The 14,761-nt window shown below is 64.5% G+C and carries 13 protein-coding genes; 3 read left to right on the top strand and 10 right to left on the bottom strand.

The annotated features are described in order from the left end of the window. Window positions 1-5: 5 nt before the first annotated feature. Complete coding sequence (gene speB, locus FYC77_RS03250; protein ID WP_149080076.1) at window positions 6-1,010, bottom strand: agmatinase; 1,005 nt, start codon at window positions 1,008-1,010, stop codon at window positions 6-8. Then, window positions 1,003-2,328: an aspartate aminotransferase family protein gene (locus tag FYC77_RS03245; protein ID WP_149080075.1), complete on the bottom strand. Its 1,326-nt coding sequence runs from the start codon at window positions 2,326-2,328 to the stop codon at window positions 1,003-1,005. Before FYC77_RS03245 ends, speB begins: the two co-directional genes overlap by 8 nt. A 224-nt stretch (window positions 2,329-2,552) precedes the next feature. On the opposite strand from FYC77_RS03245, the gene FYC77_RS03240 reads away from it, so the two are divergent. Beyond that, window positions 2,553-3,581, top strand: a complete 1,029-nt coding sequence (locus tag FYC77_RS03240; protein WP_149080074.1) for an NrpR regulatory domain-containing protein — start codon at window positions 2,553-2,555, stop codon at window positions 3,579-3,581. A gap of 3 nt (window positions 3,582-3,584) precedes the next feature. Here FYC77_RS03240 and FYC77_RS03235 read toward each other — a convergent pair whose 3' ends face one another. The 6 genes from FYC77_RS03235 to FYC77_RS03210 all read right to left on the bottom strand — a co-directional run bounded on the left by FYC77_RS03235 (window position 3,585) and on the right by FYC77_RS03210 (window position 11,078). Then, complete coding sequence (locus FYC77_RS03235; protein ID WP_149080073.1) at window positions 3,585-4,412, bottom strand: nitrilase family protein; 828 nt, start codon at window positions 4,410-4,412, stop codon at window positions 3,585-3,587. Between the two features lie 28 nt (window positions 4,413-4,440). Next, window positions 4,441-6,315, bottom strand: coding sequence for an ABC transporter permease subunit (locus tag FYC77_RS03230; RefSeq protein ID WP_149080072.1), 1,875 nt, complete (start codon window positions 6,313-6,315; stop codon window positions 4,441-4,443). Next, the gene (locus FYC77_RS03225; protein WP_149080071.1) at window positions 6,316-7,410 is read right to left on the bottom strand and encodes an ABC transporter ATP-binding protein; all 1,095 of its coding nucleotides are present in this window, start codon (window positions 7,408-7,410) and stop codon (window positions 6,316-6,318) included. Window positions 7,411-7,416: 6 nt separating this feature from the next. Then, a complete protein-coding gene (locus FYC77_RS03220; RefSeq protein WP_149080070.1) occupies window positions 7,417-8,511 on the bottom strand; it encodes an ABC transporter substrate-binding protein in 1,095 nt (364 codons plus the stop codon). Between the two features lie 151 nt (window positions 8,512-8,662). Next, window positions 8,663-9,667 (bottom strand): NrpR regulatory domain-containing protein, encoded by a 1,005-nt coding sequence (locus FYC77_RS03215; RefSeq protein WP_149080069.1) that lies wholly within the window; start codon window positions 9,665-9,667, stop codon window positions 8,663-8,665. Window positions 9,668-9,674: 7 nt separating this feature from the next. Further along, a complete protein-coding gene (locus tag FYC77_RS03210; RefSeq protein WP_149080068.1) occupies window positions 9,675-11,078 on the bottom strand; it encodes an aspartate aminotransferase family protein in 1,404 nt (467 codons plus the stop codon). A gap of 229 nt (window positions 11,079-11,307) precedes the next feature. Here FYC77_RS03210 and FYC77_RS03205 point away from each other — a divergent pair, with 229 nt between their 5' ends. Beyond that, window positions 11,308-12,417: an arginase family protein gene (locus tag FYC77_RS03205; protein WP_149080067.1), complete on the top strand. Its 1,110-nt coding sequence runs from the start codon at window positions 11,308-11,310 to the stop codon at window positions 12,415-12,417. Window positions 12,418-12,521: 104 nt separating this feature from the next. Next, window positions 12,522-13,544, top strand: a complete 1,023-nt coding sequence (locus FYC77_RS03200; RefSeq protein WP_149080066.1) for a DUF7139 domain-containing protein — start codon at window positions 12,522-12,524, stop codon at window positions 13,542-13,544. Between the two features lie 18 nt (window positions 13,545-13,562). Here the strand turns inward: FYC77_RS03200 and FYC77_RS03195 are convergent, their stop codons facing one another. Together FYC77_RS03195 and FYC77_RS03190 are read right to left on the bottom strand one after the other, a co-directional pair. Continuing rightward, entirely contained in the window at window positions 13,563-14,060 is a 498-nt protein-coding gene (locus FYC77_RS03195; RefSeq protein ID WP_149080065.1) for a metal-dependent hydrolase, read from the bottom strand. Between the two features lie 84 nt (window positions 14,061-14,144). Beyond that, entirely contained in the window at window positions 14,145-14,666 is a 522-nt protein-coding gene (locus FYC77_RS03190) for a CinA family protein (RefSeq protein ID WP_149080064.1), read from the bottom strand. Window positions 14,667-14,761 lie beyond the last annotated feature (95 nt).

The raw sequence follows: 14,761 nt of genomic DNA, 5'->3' as shown, positions 1-14,761 counted from the left end.
TGTGCTCACTCCGCGAACGCGCGCTCGAGCAACGTTACGAGGAGATACGCCGCGAGCCGTTGGGTTCCTTCGGTCGAGTCGTACCGCGGCGAGACCTCCATCAGATCGGCACCGGAAACGGCGTCGTGTGCGCCGAGGACCTCCATCGTCTCGAGAGCTTGCTGTGCGGAGAGTCCGCCGGGGATCGGCGTTCCAGTTCCCGGTGCGACGCTGGGGTCGACCGCGTCGATGTCGAAGCTGACGTAGACCGCGTCGGTGCCGTCGGCCGCGGCCTCGACGGCGTCGGAGACGACGTCGCCGATTCCACGGTCTTCGACCTCGCGCATCGTGTAGAGATTGAGACCGGTTTCGTCGGCGAACTCGAAGAAATCGGGGGATTCGTAGCCACGGATCCCGACCTGGCTGACGTTCTCGTAGTCGACGTACGGAGTGTCGGCGATCTGGGCCGTACTCGATCCGTGGAACTCGGTGCCGAAGACGGGGCTCTCCGAGACGGTGTCGGTGTGGGCGTCGATCTGGACGAAGCCGACGCTGTCGTATCCCCTGCCTTCGGCGAAGCCGCGGACCGAGGGGAACGTACAGTAGTGGTCGCCACCGAGCAGGACCGGGAACGTCTGTGCGGCGAGCGCGGCGACGTGGGCAGTGATGCTCTCGGCGGTGGTCTCGTGGTCCATCGGGAAGACGGGAACGTCGCCGCAGTCGGCGACCTCGAGGTTCCCGAAGTCGACGTTCTTCCCGGTCTGCATGTTCGTGAGTCCGCCCTTGTAGTCGGAGATGTAGGCCCACCAGCCGCTGGCCTCCCGGATCGCCGCCGGACCGTACCGGGCGCCCGGCCGATTGGAAACCGCGCCGTCGTAGGGGACGCCGACGACCGCCGCGTCGACGTCGTCGACGTCGTCGAATGCGCGTTCCTCGCCTTTGAGGAACCGATCGAAGCCGGCGTACGCGAGTTCGACGTCAGCGCCGGTCACCGACTCACGAAACGCCCCGGCTCGACCGCGCTCACGCATTCGTCTCGACCTCCGCCTCGAGCGCGGCTTCCAGTGACTCCACCGCTCGCTCGAGCTGGTTCCGTGTGATCGTCAACGGCGGCTGGAACCGCAAGATGTTGCCGTAGTAGCCGCCGACGCCGATGACGATTCCCTCTTCGCGCAGGCGTTTCGAGACGGCCTTCGCGAGGTGGTCGTCCGGGGCCGCCGCGACGCCGAGTGGTCCCTTCTCGTCGGGATCGACGAGTTCGATCCCCTGCATCAGGCCGAGACCGCGGGTCTCGCCGACGACGTCGAACGACGACTCGAGCGCCCCGAGTCGATCGGAGAGCCACTCGCCCTGTTCGCGTGCGTCGTCGACGATTCCGCCCTCGAGTTCGTCGATCGTCGCCAGCGCGGCGGCGCAGGCGACAGGGTTGCCACCGAACGTCGAGAGGTGATCACCGGATTCGAAGCTGTCCGCGATCTCTCTCGGGGCGGTGAACGCACCGAGCGGGAGCCCGTTCGCGATTCCCTTCGCCTGGGTGACGATGTCCGGTTCGACGTCGAAGTGCTCGACGGCGAACAGCTCGCCGGTTCGGCCGTATCCCGACTGAACTTCGTCGGCGATCAGGAGTCCGCCGTGGTCGTGGGCGACCTCCTGGACGCGCTCGAGCCATCCTTCCGGCGGAACGACGATCCCCCCCTCGCCCATCACCGGCTCGACGACGATCGCGGCCAGATCTCCCGAGGTATGGGTGCCGATGACGTGCTCTATGCGGTCGGCACACGCCGTCGTACACTCGCCGTCGCAGGACGAACACCGGTAAGCGTACGGTGCCGGCGCGTGGGCGACGTCGTTGATCGTCGGTGCCATCTCCTTTTTGTACGCCTCGTTGCCCGTCAGCGCGAGACTGCCGAGCGTCCGGCCGTGAAACGCCATCTCGAGGGCGACGACCTCCGTGTTGCCCGTGTGTTTCCGGGCGAGTTTGATCGCGCCCTCGACCGCTTCGGTCCCCGAATTACAGAAGAAACTCTTCTCGAGGTCGCCCGGCGTGATCTCGGCGATCCGTTCGGCGAGTTCTGCGACCGGCGCGTTCGGGTGGACGTACGAACAGCCGTGGACGAACTCCTCGAGTTGGTCCCGTGTCGCTTCGACGACTGCTGGATTGTTATGGCCAACGTTCGCCACCGAAATTCCCGAAAAGAGATCGAGATACTCGTTTCCGTCGAAATCCTCGAGCGTACAGCCCTCGGCCCGCTCGACGGGCACGTCGAGGTCTTTCCACACTGACATCACGTACTCGTCGTACCGTGACTCGACTTCCCGATTATTCGTGAACGTCGTATTGGGTGCCATTGTCACACAGTATGGCAATTTGTTGCCACCCTATGCGACGGTCCACAGGAAATAAAAGCTTACCCACGATCACGGATCCGTCGCGGAGACGGTGCCACGGCGAGTGTCCGATGCGAGCCGTTTGTCCGGCGAGAACGGATAGCTCCTCTATCGCCACCAGTGACGGTCGTGTTCCGGTACCGAACACAAACATTAGTGTATCCCGTCGCCATTTGTTCGCCTGAATGCCCCCGGATCTCGATCGACGAACGTACGACATTCTCAGGCTCGTCGACCGCCACGGCCCGATCGGCAGCATTCAGCTCGTCGAACTGATGCAGGTTCACGGCTACGAGATCAAAGGCCGGACGATCAGGCTCACACTGTCGGAGCTCGACGATCTGGGGCTGACCACGAAGGTTCCGGGACGCGGCCGTCGACTCACCGAGAAGGGGCGACGAGAACTCGAGCAAGGCCACGTCAGCGGCCGACTCGAGCAGATCCGAGCGCGAATCGCACAGCTCACGAGTCGCGTGACCTACGATCCGACCGAAGACGCCGGAGTACTCATCGCGTCGGGCGCGTTCCTCGCGGAGGACGACGTGGCAGACGCGCTGTCATTGCTCGCACGGCTCGACGCGCGATCGTTCGGCCCGATCCCCGCGTCGTTCGAGGAAAGCGCCGAGAACGAGCCCGGCGACTACCGTCTGCTCGTCCCCTCGAGTATCTCACTCGACGGTGTGTTACTCACCCACGGAATCAACGCGACGCTTACGAACGCCGCCGTCCTCGAGTACGAGCCCCCGGCGGACGGGACGGACGACTCGAGCGACCGAGACGGTCGAATCGTTCGCCACGTCGACGTCCTGAACGGGAAGGGGTCGTCGATCGACGTCATCACGCTCCTCATCGAGGCGAACCGAAGCGACGTCGAAAGCGTCCTCGAGTCGTCGGAAACCGGATTCCTGCTCGGCGACGATCGGGAGTTTCCGATCAACCGATTCGAGGAGGCTCGCGACCTCGCCGAATCGACGCGTGGGGAACTCGGCGGCGTCGTCGACTTTCAACGGCCACGCGAGCGAACCCAGTTTCAGGATAGCAACTCGGGATGGGCGTTCGGCTCGATCACGTACGCCGGGACGGGGGAGCTGTTGTTGTCGTCGCTGTACGAGTACGATCTTACGACCTCCTGGGAGACGCTGTACGGGATGGTCTCCCGGCACAAACTCGAGCCAGTACAGTCGATCACTCGCGTCCCAGAGCCGAACGGCTAGTACTTACAAGTCGTAGACGTCGGGTCGACGGTCCGCGAGCACGTCGTCGCGGTCGGTCAGCGATTTGTCCCGCGCCCGCGAGAGATCGCAGTCGGCCTCGAGGACGTACTCGCCGTCGGCCGGCGCGGGTCCGGCAAGCGGTCGCCCGTTCGGATCGAGGACGACGCTCTGGCCTTCGAACGGAACGTCGCGCTCGAGGCCGGCGCGGTCCGCACAGGCGACGAACACTCGATTGGCGTTGGCGTGTGCGACCGCCTGGTGAACGCCCATCGTCCAGTCGGCAGGTCGGTTCTCCCTCGCCACACCGGGATCGGGGACCCAGTTCGTCGGCACGGCGATCAGGTCAACACCGCGTCGGGCCTGCGTGATCGTTGCCTCGGGAAACCACAGGTCGTTGCAGATCTGGACCCCGAGCCGGCCAAACGGCGCGTCGAACACCGGCAGCCGGTCACCCGCCTCGAACCAGCGGTTCTCCTCGTTCCAGAGATGGACCTTCCGGAAGACGCCTTCTAGGCCGTCCGGCGAGACGACGAAGGCGCTGTTGTAGTACCGGTCGTCCGCTCGCTCGGGAACGCCGCCGACGATCCACGTTTCAGTCTCCGCGGCGACCGCGGACCACGCTCGAGCGGTCTCCCCGTCCCGGGGTTCGGCCATCGACGCCAGTTCGTCGGTCGACTCGAACACGTAGCCCGACGTCGCGAGTTCCGGAAGCACGACGAGATCGGCCGTCGGATGGGAGCGGACGATCTCGAGCGTTCGTTCGCGGTTGTCGGCAACGGCCCCGAACTCGGGGACCGTCTGAGCGACGACGATTCGGGTTTCGTCCGCCATCAGCCACTCATCTCCATTCGAACGGACATTACTCCCAGATCCCTCCGGAGAGCCGATCGATCGCCGTCATCACGACGACGGTGAGGCCGATGAAGACCACGCTCGCGGCCGCGATAGTCGGCGGATAGGAGTATCGGAGCTGGTTGAAGATCTCGATCGGGATCGTCTCGACGAGGAACAACGAGAGCAGCCACGCGATGATGTACTCGTTGAGCGAGAGGATGAAGGCGAACAACGCCCCGGAGATCACGTTCGCGCGCAAGAGCGGGTAAGTGATCGTCCGAATCGTCCGCACCGGCGACGCTCCGAGGTTCATCGCGGCCTCCTCGTACGTTCGGTCGATCTCTCGAAGCCCCTGAGAGATCAGGATGAACGGGAACGGCGCGTAGAAGATCCCGTGTGCGACGACGATGGCCGTCCGCGAGCCGGCGAGGCCGACCTCGAGGAAGAACACGAGGAAGGCGACGCCGATGATCACGGGTGGAACGAGGATCGGGAGGACGCCGAGCGTGCCGTAGATCGTGCCAAAGCGGTAGTCGAATCGATCGAGCGCAAACGCGAGACCGCCACCGATCGTCGTGCTGAGGATCGCCGCACCGAGAGCGATCCCGAGGCTGTTCGCGAGTGCGCCCATCCAGCTTGTGTCGGTGAAGAACTCGACGTACCACCGTCCCGAGACGCCACCCGGTGGGAACGTCAGGAACTCCTCGGGCGTAACCGAGACCGCAACGATGATCGCGAGCGGAACGGCGATAAAGGCCATCGCCGCCGCGACGTACGCTCTGAACGTCACCCAGATGATCGATTCCCGGGTCGAGGAGTCTACCGTCGTCACGAGCGAGTCGACGCCCCCCGCGATTCGGGCAACGACGTACGTGAGACCGACAACCGAGGCCGCGTCGACGACTGCAGACCGGATGCGCATCCCTATGGGGGAACTCGAGGAGCCGACCGCCGGTGTAGCCTCGGATCCGCCGTCGGTTGCGATTTCGTCGCTTCCGCTCAGGCTTGCGGTCGTCACGTTGGTAAAGCGAACCATCACCCAGAGGAACGCGAGCACGACCACGATCAGCCCGATACTCATCGCAGCGCCGAACGGGTAGTTGCTCTCGCTCATGATCTGCTGTTCGATCAACACCGGCAGGGTCCGTTCGGCGGAACTCCCCAGCAGTCGCGGCAGGACGTACGAACCCAGCGCGAGGATGAAGACGAGTGCGGTGCCGCTCGCGATGCCGTTTTTCGACAGCGGGTACGTCACCTTCCTGAACGTCCTCGCCGGCCCTGCGCCGAGATTCCTCGAGGCCTCGAGCAGTTCGTCGTCGATGTTGCGGATGCTACTGTACAGCGTGAGGATCATGAACGGCAAGAAGACGTACACCATGCCGACCACCAGCCCCCAGTAGCCCGGGTAGAACGACCGGGGTTCAGAGAGGATTCCGACGGCGACGCCGAAGGAACTCAGAAAGCCGCCCGAGGCGAGGATAACCTGCCAGGCGTACGCCCGGATGACGTACGTCACCCACAGCGAGGAGATGATCGTGAGCAACAGCAGACTCCGCAGCCACGGACGGTTCATCCGCGCGAGGTAGTAGGCGATCGGGTAGCCAAGCACCAGCGAGAGGATTGCAGTGACGAGCGAGAGTTCGATCGTCAGCCACGTCTGGCCGAGATAGAGGCTGCTCGTGAGGAACCTGACGTAGTTCTCGAGCGTAAAGCCCATCTCGTATTGCCCGCCGGGGATGTTTACCCAGAAGCTGAACACGACCAGCATGGACAGCGGGATGAGGAAGACGGCGACGAGCCAGAACAGCGGGTACGAGAGGACGTACCACTTCGCGTTCGCCTTCAGGCCCGCACGGCCCGACTCGCCGGCACCGTCGTCCGTGGGCGTCTCCGTCGCCATCTACGCCTCCACGAGCCGGCAGTCCTCGGCGTCGATAGCGACCGTCGTCCGGTCGCCGGGCTCGAGTTCGTCGAGCCCGCTCCGGCGGACGACGACGATCTCGCGACCGCCGTCGGTCTCGAGGCGGAACTCGACGCTGCTGCCGAGGTGTCGTTTGAACGTGACTTCTCCCTCGAACACGTTGGTCCCGTCGGCGTCGAGACCGACGCCGCCGTCGGTGCTCGCGTCCCGAAGTCGGAACCGCTCGGGTCGAACGACGACCGAGACCTCAGTTCCGGCCTCGACGCCGGCCGGATTCGTCGACTGGAGTGTCACGTCGGGACAGTCGACGGTCGCGTAGCCGTCTTCGACGGACGCGACGGTGCCGTCGAAGATGTTGGCGGTGCCGAGGAAGTCGGCGACGAACCGGGAGTCGGGATCGTCGTAGACCTCCTCCGGTGGTCCGATCTGTTCGAAGCGGCCGTCGTTCATCACCGCGAGGCGGTCGGACATCGTCAACGCCTCCTCCTGGTTGTGCGTGACGAACACCGTCGTGATGCCGATCTCCTGTTGGATTCGGCGTAACTCGACTTGCATCTGCTCGCGAAGCTTCTTGTCGAGGCTCGCGAGTGGCTCGTCGAGCAACAGCGCCTTCGGCTTCGGAGCGAGCGCGCGAGCCAGCGCAATCCGCTGTTGTTGGCCGCCAGAAAGCTGGTCGGGCGTCCGATCGCCGACGTCGGGGAGTTCGACTAACTCGAGCATCTCGGCGACGCGTGCGTCTATCTCCTCGTCGGTGTACTCGCCCGCCGCCTCCATCCCGTAGGCGACGTTCTGGTCGATGGTCATGTGGGGGAACAACGCGAAGTCCTGAAAGACCATCCCGGTGTCGCGCTCGTAGGGCGGCGCGTCGGTAACGTTCTCGCCGTCGATTCCAACCGTCCCGTCGGTCGGCGTCTCGAAGCCGGCGATCATCCGTAACGTCGTCGTCTTTCCACAGCCCGACGGGCCGACGAGCGTGACGAACTCGCCGCTTTCGATGTCGATGTCGACGCCCTTGACGGCGAGGACGCCGCCCGGATACCGCTTCGTCACGCCCTCGAGTGAGATTCCGCTCATTCTGGCTTAGCCGATGATGAACTCCTCCCAGCGTTCGCTCACCCAGTCTTCGTCCTCGACGTAGAGTTCGTACTTGGGTGAGATTGCGGCGTCCGGTCCGGGGCCGGCGATCTGTTCGTACAACTCGCCGTCGATCTCGGAGTACTGTTCTTCGACCGTCGGACTCGTATACAGATTTTCGGCGAGGAGGTCCTGTACCTCGGGCTGGCTCGCATAATCGATGAACTGCCGTGCCTCCTCTTTGACCTCCGAGGTCTCGAGTGTAACCCAGAGTCCGGAGTCGAGGATCGACCCCTCTTCGACGAAGTTCGACTGGACCGGCGCGCCGTCGTCTTGCATGACGAGCGTAATGTCACTGTAGAGCATCCCCGCCGGCACTTCGCCGTCCCGAAGTCGCTGTTGGAACTCCGCTTCGTTCTCGTACCAGAAGTTCGCCTGGTCGGTTACGCCCTCGAGTTCCTCGAAGACCTCCATCACGCCGTCGCGGTCGTCGAGGATCTCCTGGCCGCCAAAGTGTAACTCTGCTGTGACCTCGAGTAAAAACGAGTTCGAGGCGTAGCCCAGCAGTCCGAGCGTATCCTCGTACTCCTCGTCCCACAACGCCTCCCACGTGTCGACTGGCTCTTCGATGACGTCCGTGTTCTGGACGAGGTTGATATACCACGACAGCGCACCGACGCTCGAGATTCCACCGTCGGCCTCGCCGACGAGGTCGTCGCTGATGTACTCGACGTTGTCGAAGTCGTCGTGGTCCCAGATGTGCCACAGATCGGAGTTCAGACCCTGCATGACGCCGGTCTGAGCCATGATGGCGACGTCGACGGGCGCTTCCCCCGCTCCCACGGCGTTTTCGTACTGGGTGAGCGCCTCCTCGGAGGTCGGCTGCGCTTCGGATTCGACCTCGAAGTCGACCTCCTCTTCGAACGGAGCGAACAGCTCTTCGTCCATCACGTCCTGAAACACGCCGCCGTAGACGGCGACCGTCAGCGTGTCGTCTTCGAGGACCCCTGTACACCCTGCGAGCCCGGCGAGCGTGACCGCGCTTCCGCCGGCGGCCGCTCGCTCGAGAAACGTCCGTCGTCCGTGTGTTTGTCCTGGCATACTCTTGCCACCGTATCACACTATCTACGTTTCCAATACATAAACCTTCTCACGGTACTTCAGAAATTGTTTATATATTAATTGTGGATCGCGGTTCGAGGGCAACTTACCCCACAACTAGGTGTAATTCCTTGAAGATAACCATACCTAATCACTCATGGGTGAGAGTGGAACGCGGTCGGAGCCCCCGAAGTGTCTCCCACTCGAGTGCCAAGTCAGCCTCTACACAAGCCGAAATGACGCATTCGGATCCTCCGGCGTAGGTGAGTGAGCCGAACGCCCAGCCCGGATCTCCCCAGGGAAACGGGCCCGACTCACGCGGTCGACGAACGTCCAGTGAACCACCGAGTGCGTTGCGGGTTCCGACCGCGAGTTCGCGGGCAGTTTCGTAATGTGCGAGCGGAAACTCCCTGTTGTCGGCGACCAGCAACCCGACCTCTCCGTCGAGTGCACTCGTCACGTCGGTCCGGTGAGCTTCGATCAACAGGGAGACGACGTCGAGCGTCGCTCGTTCGTCGCCGATCACGTCCGTGTACCGTCGGATCGCCCCACCGTTTTCCGCCTGATCTGGACCCTCGTACGGAACGTCGTCGGAGTCCGGGTCGTACTCGACGACACCGATCGTATCGGGGTAGCTTTCGATCCCGTGTGAGAGAAAGACGCCGTCGATCGTCACGCTCGAGGGGACGGCCACCTCGAGACAGTCGGTTCCGTTCCGGTCGACGGGTTCGATACCGGCGGCAACCGGCCCCAGCGGGGAGTCGTCGATCCGTTCGAGCACCGCCTCGAGTTCGTCGCGTTTCGCCCGCGGGACGGTGACGGTGCCGGCGATAACGTCACCGGTATCGGTCGACGGATCGTAGGTAACCCGACTCGTCATGTCGGCCAGTTTCTCCCGCACCTGTTCGACCCGGCCACGGACGCCGCCGCGCTCGAGTTCGGCGCGTCCGTTCGCGGTGAGTCGTCGGCCCTTGCCGCCGACCTTCTCGGTCAGGCCAGCGTCGTCCAGGTCGGCGAGCGTGAGCCGAACCGCTCGCTCGGTGATCGAGTAGCCCCGCTCTCGGAGGTGGTCCGTGAGGCGGACGCTACCGATCGGCTCGTGCTCTGCCAGCAGCCGAAGCACGTCGTACGTCCGCCGGTCGGGATCGTTCGTCATCGCCCGACTAGTGTTGGGCGTCGGATAAATGCGTGGCGAGATCCGCGAACGCGTCGACGTGGGCGTCGACGTCCTCGGCAGTGTGTCGAACGCTTACCGTCCACTGCTGGGAGGCGTCGTGGGGGTGTGGAAGAACGTCTCTGTTTACCATCCCGATCCAGTAGGCTTCGTGGAACTCCTCGTCGACGTGCGTCCAGTCGCGGAAGGTACGAATCGGCTCCTCGGTGAAGTGGACCATCCCCTGAGAGCCCACGGCTTTCACCTGGGCCTCGAGGCCGGAGTCTTCGATGACCTCGCGATAGCCGGTGGCCAGCCGAGCATTGAGGTCGGCGACGTGGTCGTAGGCCTCGTCTGTCAGGATTTCCCGGAGCGTGACACCGACGGCGCGAAGCGACAGTGGGTTTCCGTTGTACGTCCCGTAGTGTGCCGCGCCGGTCGCGACGCCGTCGTTCAGATCGTCGGCGATCAGCTCCATGATCTCGCGTCGGCCGCCGAACGCGCCGACCGGGTAGCCGCCGCCGATGGCTTTCGCGAGCGCGACGAGGTCCGGCTGGACGCCGTAGTACTCCGCACCGCCACCGGGCGCGAGTTTGACGCCGGTTTTCACCTCGTCGAAGATCAACACCACGTTGTACTCGTCGGCGAGTTCGCGCAGGCGCTGTAAAAATCCGTCCTCCGGTTCGACGAGCCCGAGGTTGAGACAGGCAGGTTCGACCAGGATTGCGGCGATCTCCGATCCGCGTTCGCGTAACAACCCTTCGACGCTCTCTGCGTCGTTGTACTGAGCGAGAAGGACGTCGTCGGGAACCGACGACGGGATCCCCTGAGACTCGCGGACCGGCCGCGGATCGCCTGCCGGACCGGCCTGCTCGAGTGGCGGCATCTTGCTTACGAGCGCCGGGTCGTGTGCGCCGTGGTAGGCTCCCTCCATTCGAACGATCTTCTCGCGTCCGGTGTACGCGCGTGCGAGACGAGTGGCGTGCATCACGGCCTCCGTTCCGCTGTTCGTAAAGCGGACCTGTTCGATCGCTTCCCACCGATCGATCAGCGGAGTCGCTGCGAACTCGAGCAGCTCGCTCGGCCGGGTGTAGAGTGTCCCTCGTTCGATCTGATCGGTGGCGACGTCCGTCAGTCGTGGATGGGTGTGACCGACGAGCTGGGTTCCGTTGTTCAGCGCGAAGTCGAGGTACTCGTTGCCGTCGACGTCGTGAATCGTCGTACCCTCCGCACGCTCGGCGTGGAACGGGTACGGATCGTACGCCCGGAACGTGCTGCAGACGCCGGCCGGGACGATCTCTCGGAGCTCGTCGGCCATCGTCTTCGAGTTCGGCGTCCGCTCTCGATACCGTTCGTACTCGCGAGCGAGCAGTTCGTCGATCGCTGGGTCGGGGCTCGAGTTCCTCTCGGTCATCACGAAACCCGGAAATATACTTCCGGTTATCTGCTCTATTGACGTGGATCCTCATATAGCTATCGCAGGCAGCGATCGTATCGATCGACCGTCTTCCCTCGATACCGCCGCCACAGTCGTTCAACCCACCGTCTATTCGATCGCTCGAGTGACGGGCGCGACGGCTATTGCGGAAGTACACTTCCGCAATCGGTACACCTAACTCGTCGGTCGTCTCTGTTCAGAGACGATGGAGGTAACCGCACTCTGGGACGAGCGGTTTCTCGAGCACGAACCGCCAGCAGGAGAGGGGGAAGCACCGTGGACGGGACGACTCGCGGTCGAACAGCCCCACCCCGATCGGGCGGTCCGCTTGCGAAACATCCGCCACGTCCTCCGTCACGAACTCGAGGACCGGGTTCGGTGGCGCGACGCGCCGGAAGCGACGGACGAGCAGCTTCACCGCGTCCACGATCCGTCTCACGTCGAGGAGTTACGCACGTTCTGCGCTGGGGGCGGCGGCCGAATCACCGGCGGGACCGGCGCTAACAAGGCGACGTACAGGGCCGCCCGGTACGCCGCGGGTGCCGCCGCCGAAGCCGCCGACTACGCCATCGCGCACGGACTCGAGGACGTCCCGTACGCGGCCGTCAGACCGAGCGGACACCACGCCCAGCCGGCACAGGTCGACGGCTTCTGCTTTTTCAACAACGTCGCGGTGGCAGCCGAGGAGGCGCTCACACACGGGGACATCGACCGCGTCGCGATTCTCGACTGGGACGTCCACCACGGCAACGGCACGCAGGAGATCTTCTTCGATCGCGCGGACATCCTGACGATCAGCCTCCACAGCGAGCACGTCTCGTGGAACCCCGAGGCTCACCCCCAGACGGGCAACGTGGACGAACACGGGACGGGCGACGGCGTCGGCTACAACGTCAACGTTCCGCTTCCGCCGGGGACCGGCGACGACGGCTACGCGGTGACGTTCGACCGCCTCGTCGACCCCATCGTGGGCCAGTACGACCCCGACCTCCTGCTGGTCAGCGCCGGTGGGGACCCCGGAACGGTCGATCCGCTCGGACGGAACGTCGTGACGAAAGCCGGGTTCGAATCGTTCGGTCAGCGAGCGCGTCGGATCGCCGAAACCTCCGCGAGCGGTCGGCTCGCACTGATCCAGGAAGGCGGCTACCACCCCAGCCACCTCGCGTACGCGACACTCGGCACGATCGAGGGCGTACTCGGCATCGACTCGACGATCGACGACCCGTTCGTCTGGCTCGAGGGAGATACCGACTCTGCGGTCGCCGCGGTCGACGAGGTCGTCGACCACTACGCGGCGTGGTGGGATCTCGAGTAGCGCTCGCAACCGGTGAGAGACGCGTCCGACGAACGCCCGTTCCCCTCTGTGAACTGACCTGTGTCTGACGTACCGTTTTGTGGAGGGAGGTCGAATGACCCCGCATGACAAGCCTGACGGACGTCTACGAGGGGAACGCACGGGGAGTAACCACTCCCCGGCGGTTGTACGCGGGAACGGCGCTCGTCCTGGTCGGCGCGCTCCTGGCCGTCGTCGCCGTCCTCCTGGCGGCGACCGATCTCTTCGGCGGGTTCGTCGGCTCGCTGGGCTGGGAGATGGGCGAGACGTACGCGTCGGTTCGCATCGGCGGTCTGCTCGCCGGCCTCGGCGTTCCCGTCGCGCTCGTCGGCGTCTTCACAGTGTTACCCGCGGGCCGTCGCGTCCGGGCGGCTGCCGCGATCAGCGCGAGTCTCTGTCTGTTGGGCGTCGCACTGTTCTGGTACGCCTACCCCTACCACTGGCGTGGCGTCGGCGACGACCTTACCCTGCAGGTCTCGGCCGTCTACCTTCTCGGCCTGTTCACCGCCGTCTGGTGTCTGTTCACCGCCGTCGTCAACTTCAAGACGCGAAACGACCCTGGCGGCATGCTCGAGATGAACGTCACCCGCCGAAACCAGACGATCGTCGAAGTCCCTGAAGAAGAGCAGTCGTCTGGCGGATTCGGCGGTATCGGTCTACTGGGCGGAACGCCCGACGGCGATGTCGAGACGCAGACGAACGCCGATTCGACTGGATCGAAAGGGACGACCGAGACGGCGTCGAGAGCCGACGACGGAACTGTTCTCTCCGCCGACGACGACGGTTCCCAGTCTGCTCGCTCGAGTCCGTCTTCGACGGGCGGGACGTCGGGTCGTTCTGCCGGAAACGGCATCGCTACGCCGACACCGACCAGCGACGGCGGGTCGACAACTGACAACGTCTCCTCGCCCATGGACGGTGGCGACGACGCCGAGATCGTCGACGCCCCGGCCGAACCCGACCCCGATCCGACCGACCGCTACTGTGGGAACTGCCGACACTTCGAGTACGTTCGGTCCTCCTCGGGCATGGTTCCGTACTGCGCCCGCCACGAACGGGCGATGGACGACATGGACGCCTGCGAGCAGTGGGTTCCGAACAAGCGGTAGCGTCGGTCCGTTTCGTTTTCAGATCCCGAGCGTCTGGCGACCGACCTCGAGTCCCCACTGGGGCACGTCGAAGACGATCGCCGCTGCGACCGCCAGTTCGACACCCGTCACGAGCACCGTGACGATCGTCGCGTACCGGCTGCTGACGGGGACGCCGGTCGGAAGATCGTACTCCGTCGAGAGCAGCGGGTAGAACAGCGCGATGCCGCGTCTGCTCCCGGCCATGTCGAGGACGTAGTGGGTCAGGACGCCGATCCAGACGTACTCGAGGTTCCCGAAGTAAAACGGGAACGCGACGAACCCGATCAACAACGGGAGATTGTGGAGCGTCTTTCGGTGCGTGCCGAAGGCCGTGTCGATGTCCGGAACCATGGCACCGAGCGTGACCGGAACCGTGATCGCTACCATCGTCCAGAGTGTTTCCGGTACCGCCGACAGCTCCGTCGCCGGCTCGAGGATATACCCCAGCCCGATGCTCAACAACACGGCGTTGAGCACGTGTCCCTTCTTGTTCATCCACCCCCTACTCGTGAACCGACGGACGAATACCTTTCTCTCGAGAGTGTTCCCCGAGTGGAAAGCTCTTCGAACCCGAACCGTTTATTCGCGGTCGCGCTCGTCGATCGCCGCGAGCAGGTCCTCGAGCGCCTGGTCGACCGTTCGTGCGCGGATCTCCGCACGGTCGCCGTCGAACTCGTACCGCGTGGCGGTCGCAAACGAGGACTCGCTCCCCCAGGGACCAGCGTAGGCGACGCCGACGTAGACGGTGCCGACGGGATTCTCCGCCGTTCCGCCGGTCGGCCCCGCGATTCCAGTCGTGGAGAGCCCCCAGGTGACGTCTGCGACGTCACGGACGCCGCGGGCCATCTCGCGAGCGACCGGCGCGGAGACGGCGCCGTGTTCGTCGAGTGACTCGCGGCTGACCCCGAGGAATCTCCGCTTTGCGCCGTAGGCATAGGCCGTCACCCCCGAATCGAAGAAGTCGCTCGCGCCGGGAACGGCGGTGATCGCGGCCCCGATCAGCCCGCCGGTACAGGACTCGGCGACCGCCAGGGTCTCGTCCGTCTCTCGAAGCGCGTCGGCGACCGCCACGGGGCGCTCGCGATCGATCTGATCGGTCATCGTCCGAACGAACGGCGTCGGTCGTTGTCAATGGTCGGGACCCGACGCCAGCACCGACGATAGTCTCGTTTGACGTTCCGATTGGATTATATAGG

The organism is Natrialba swarupiae, assembly GCF_008245225.1.
Lineage (GTDB): Archaea > Halobacteriota > Halobacteria > Halobacteriales > Natrialbaceae > Natrarchaeobius > Natrarchaeobius swarupiae.
This window is presented reverse-complemented; position numbering and strand designations above follow the sequence as displayed.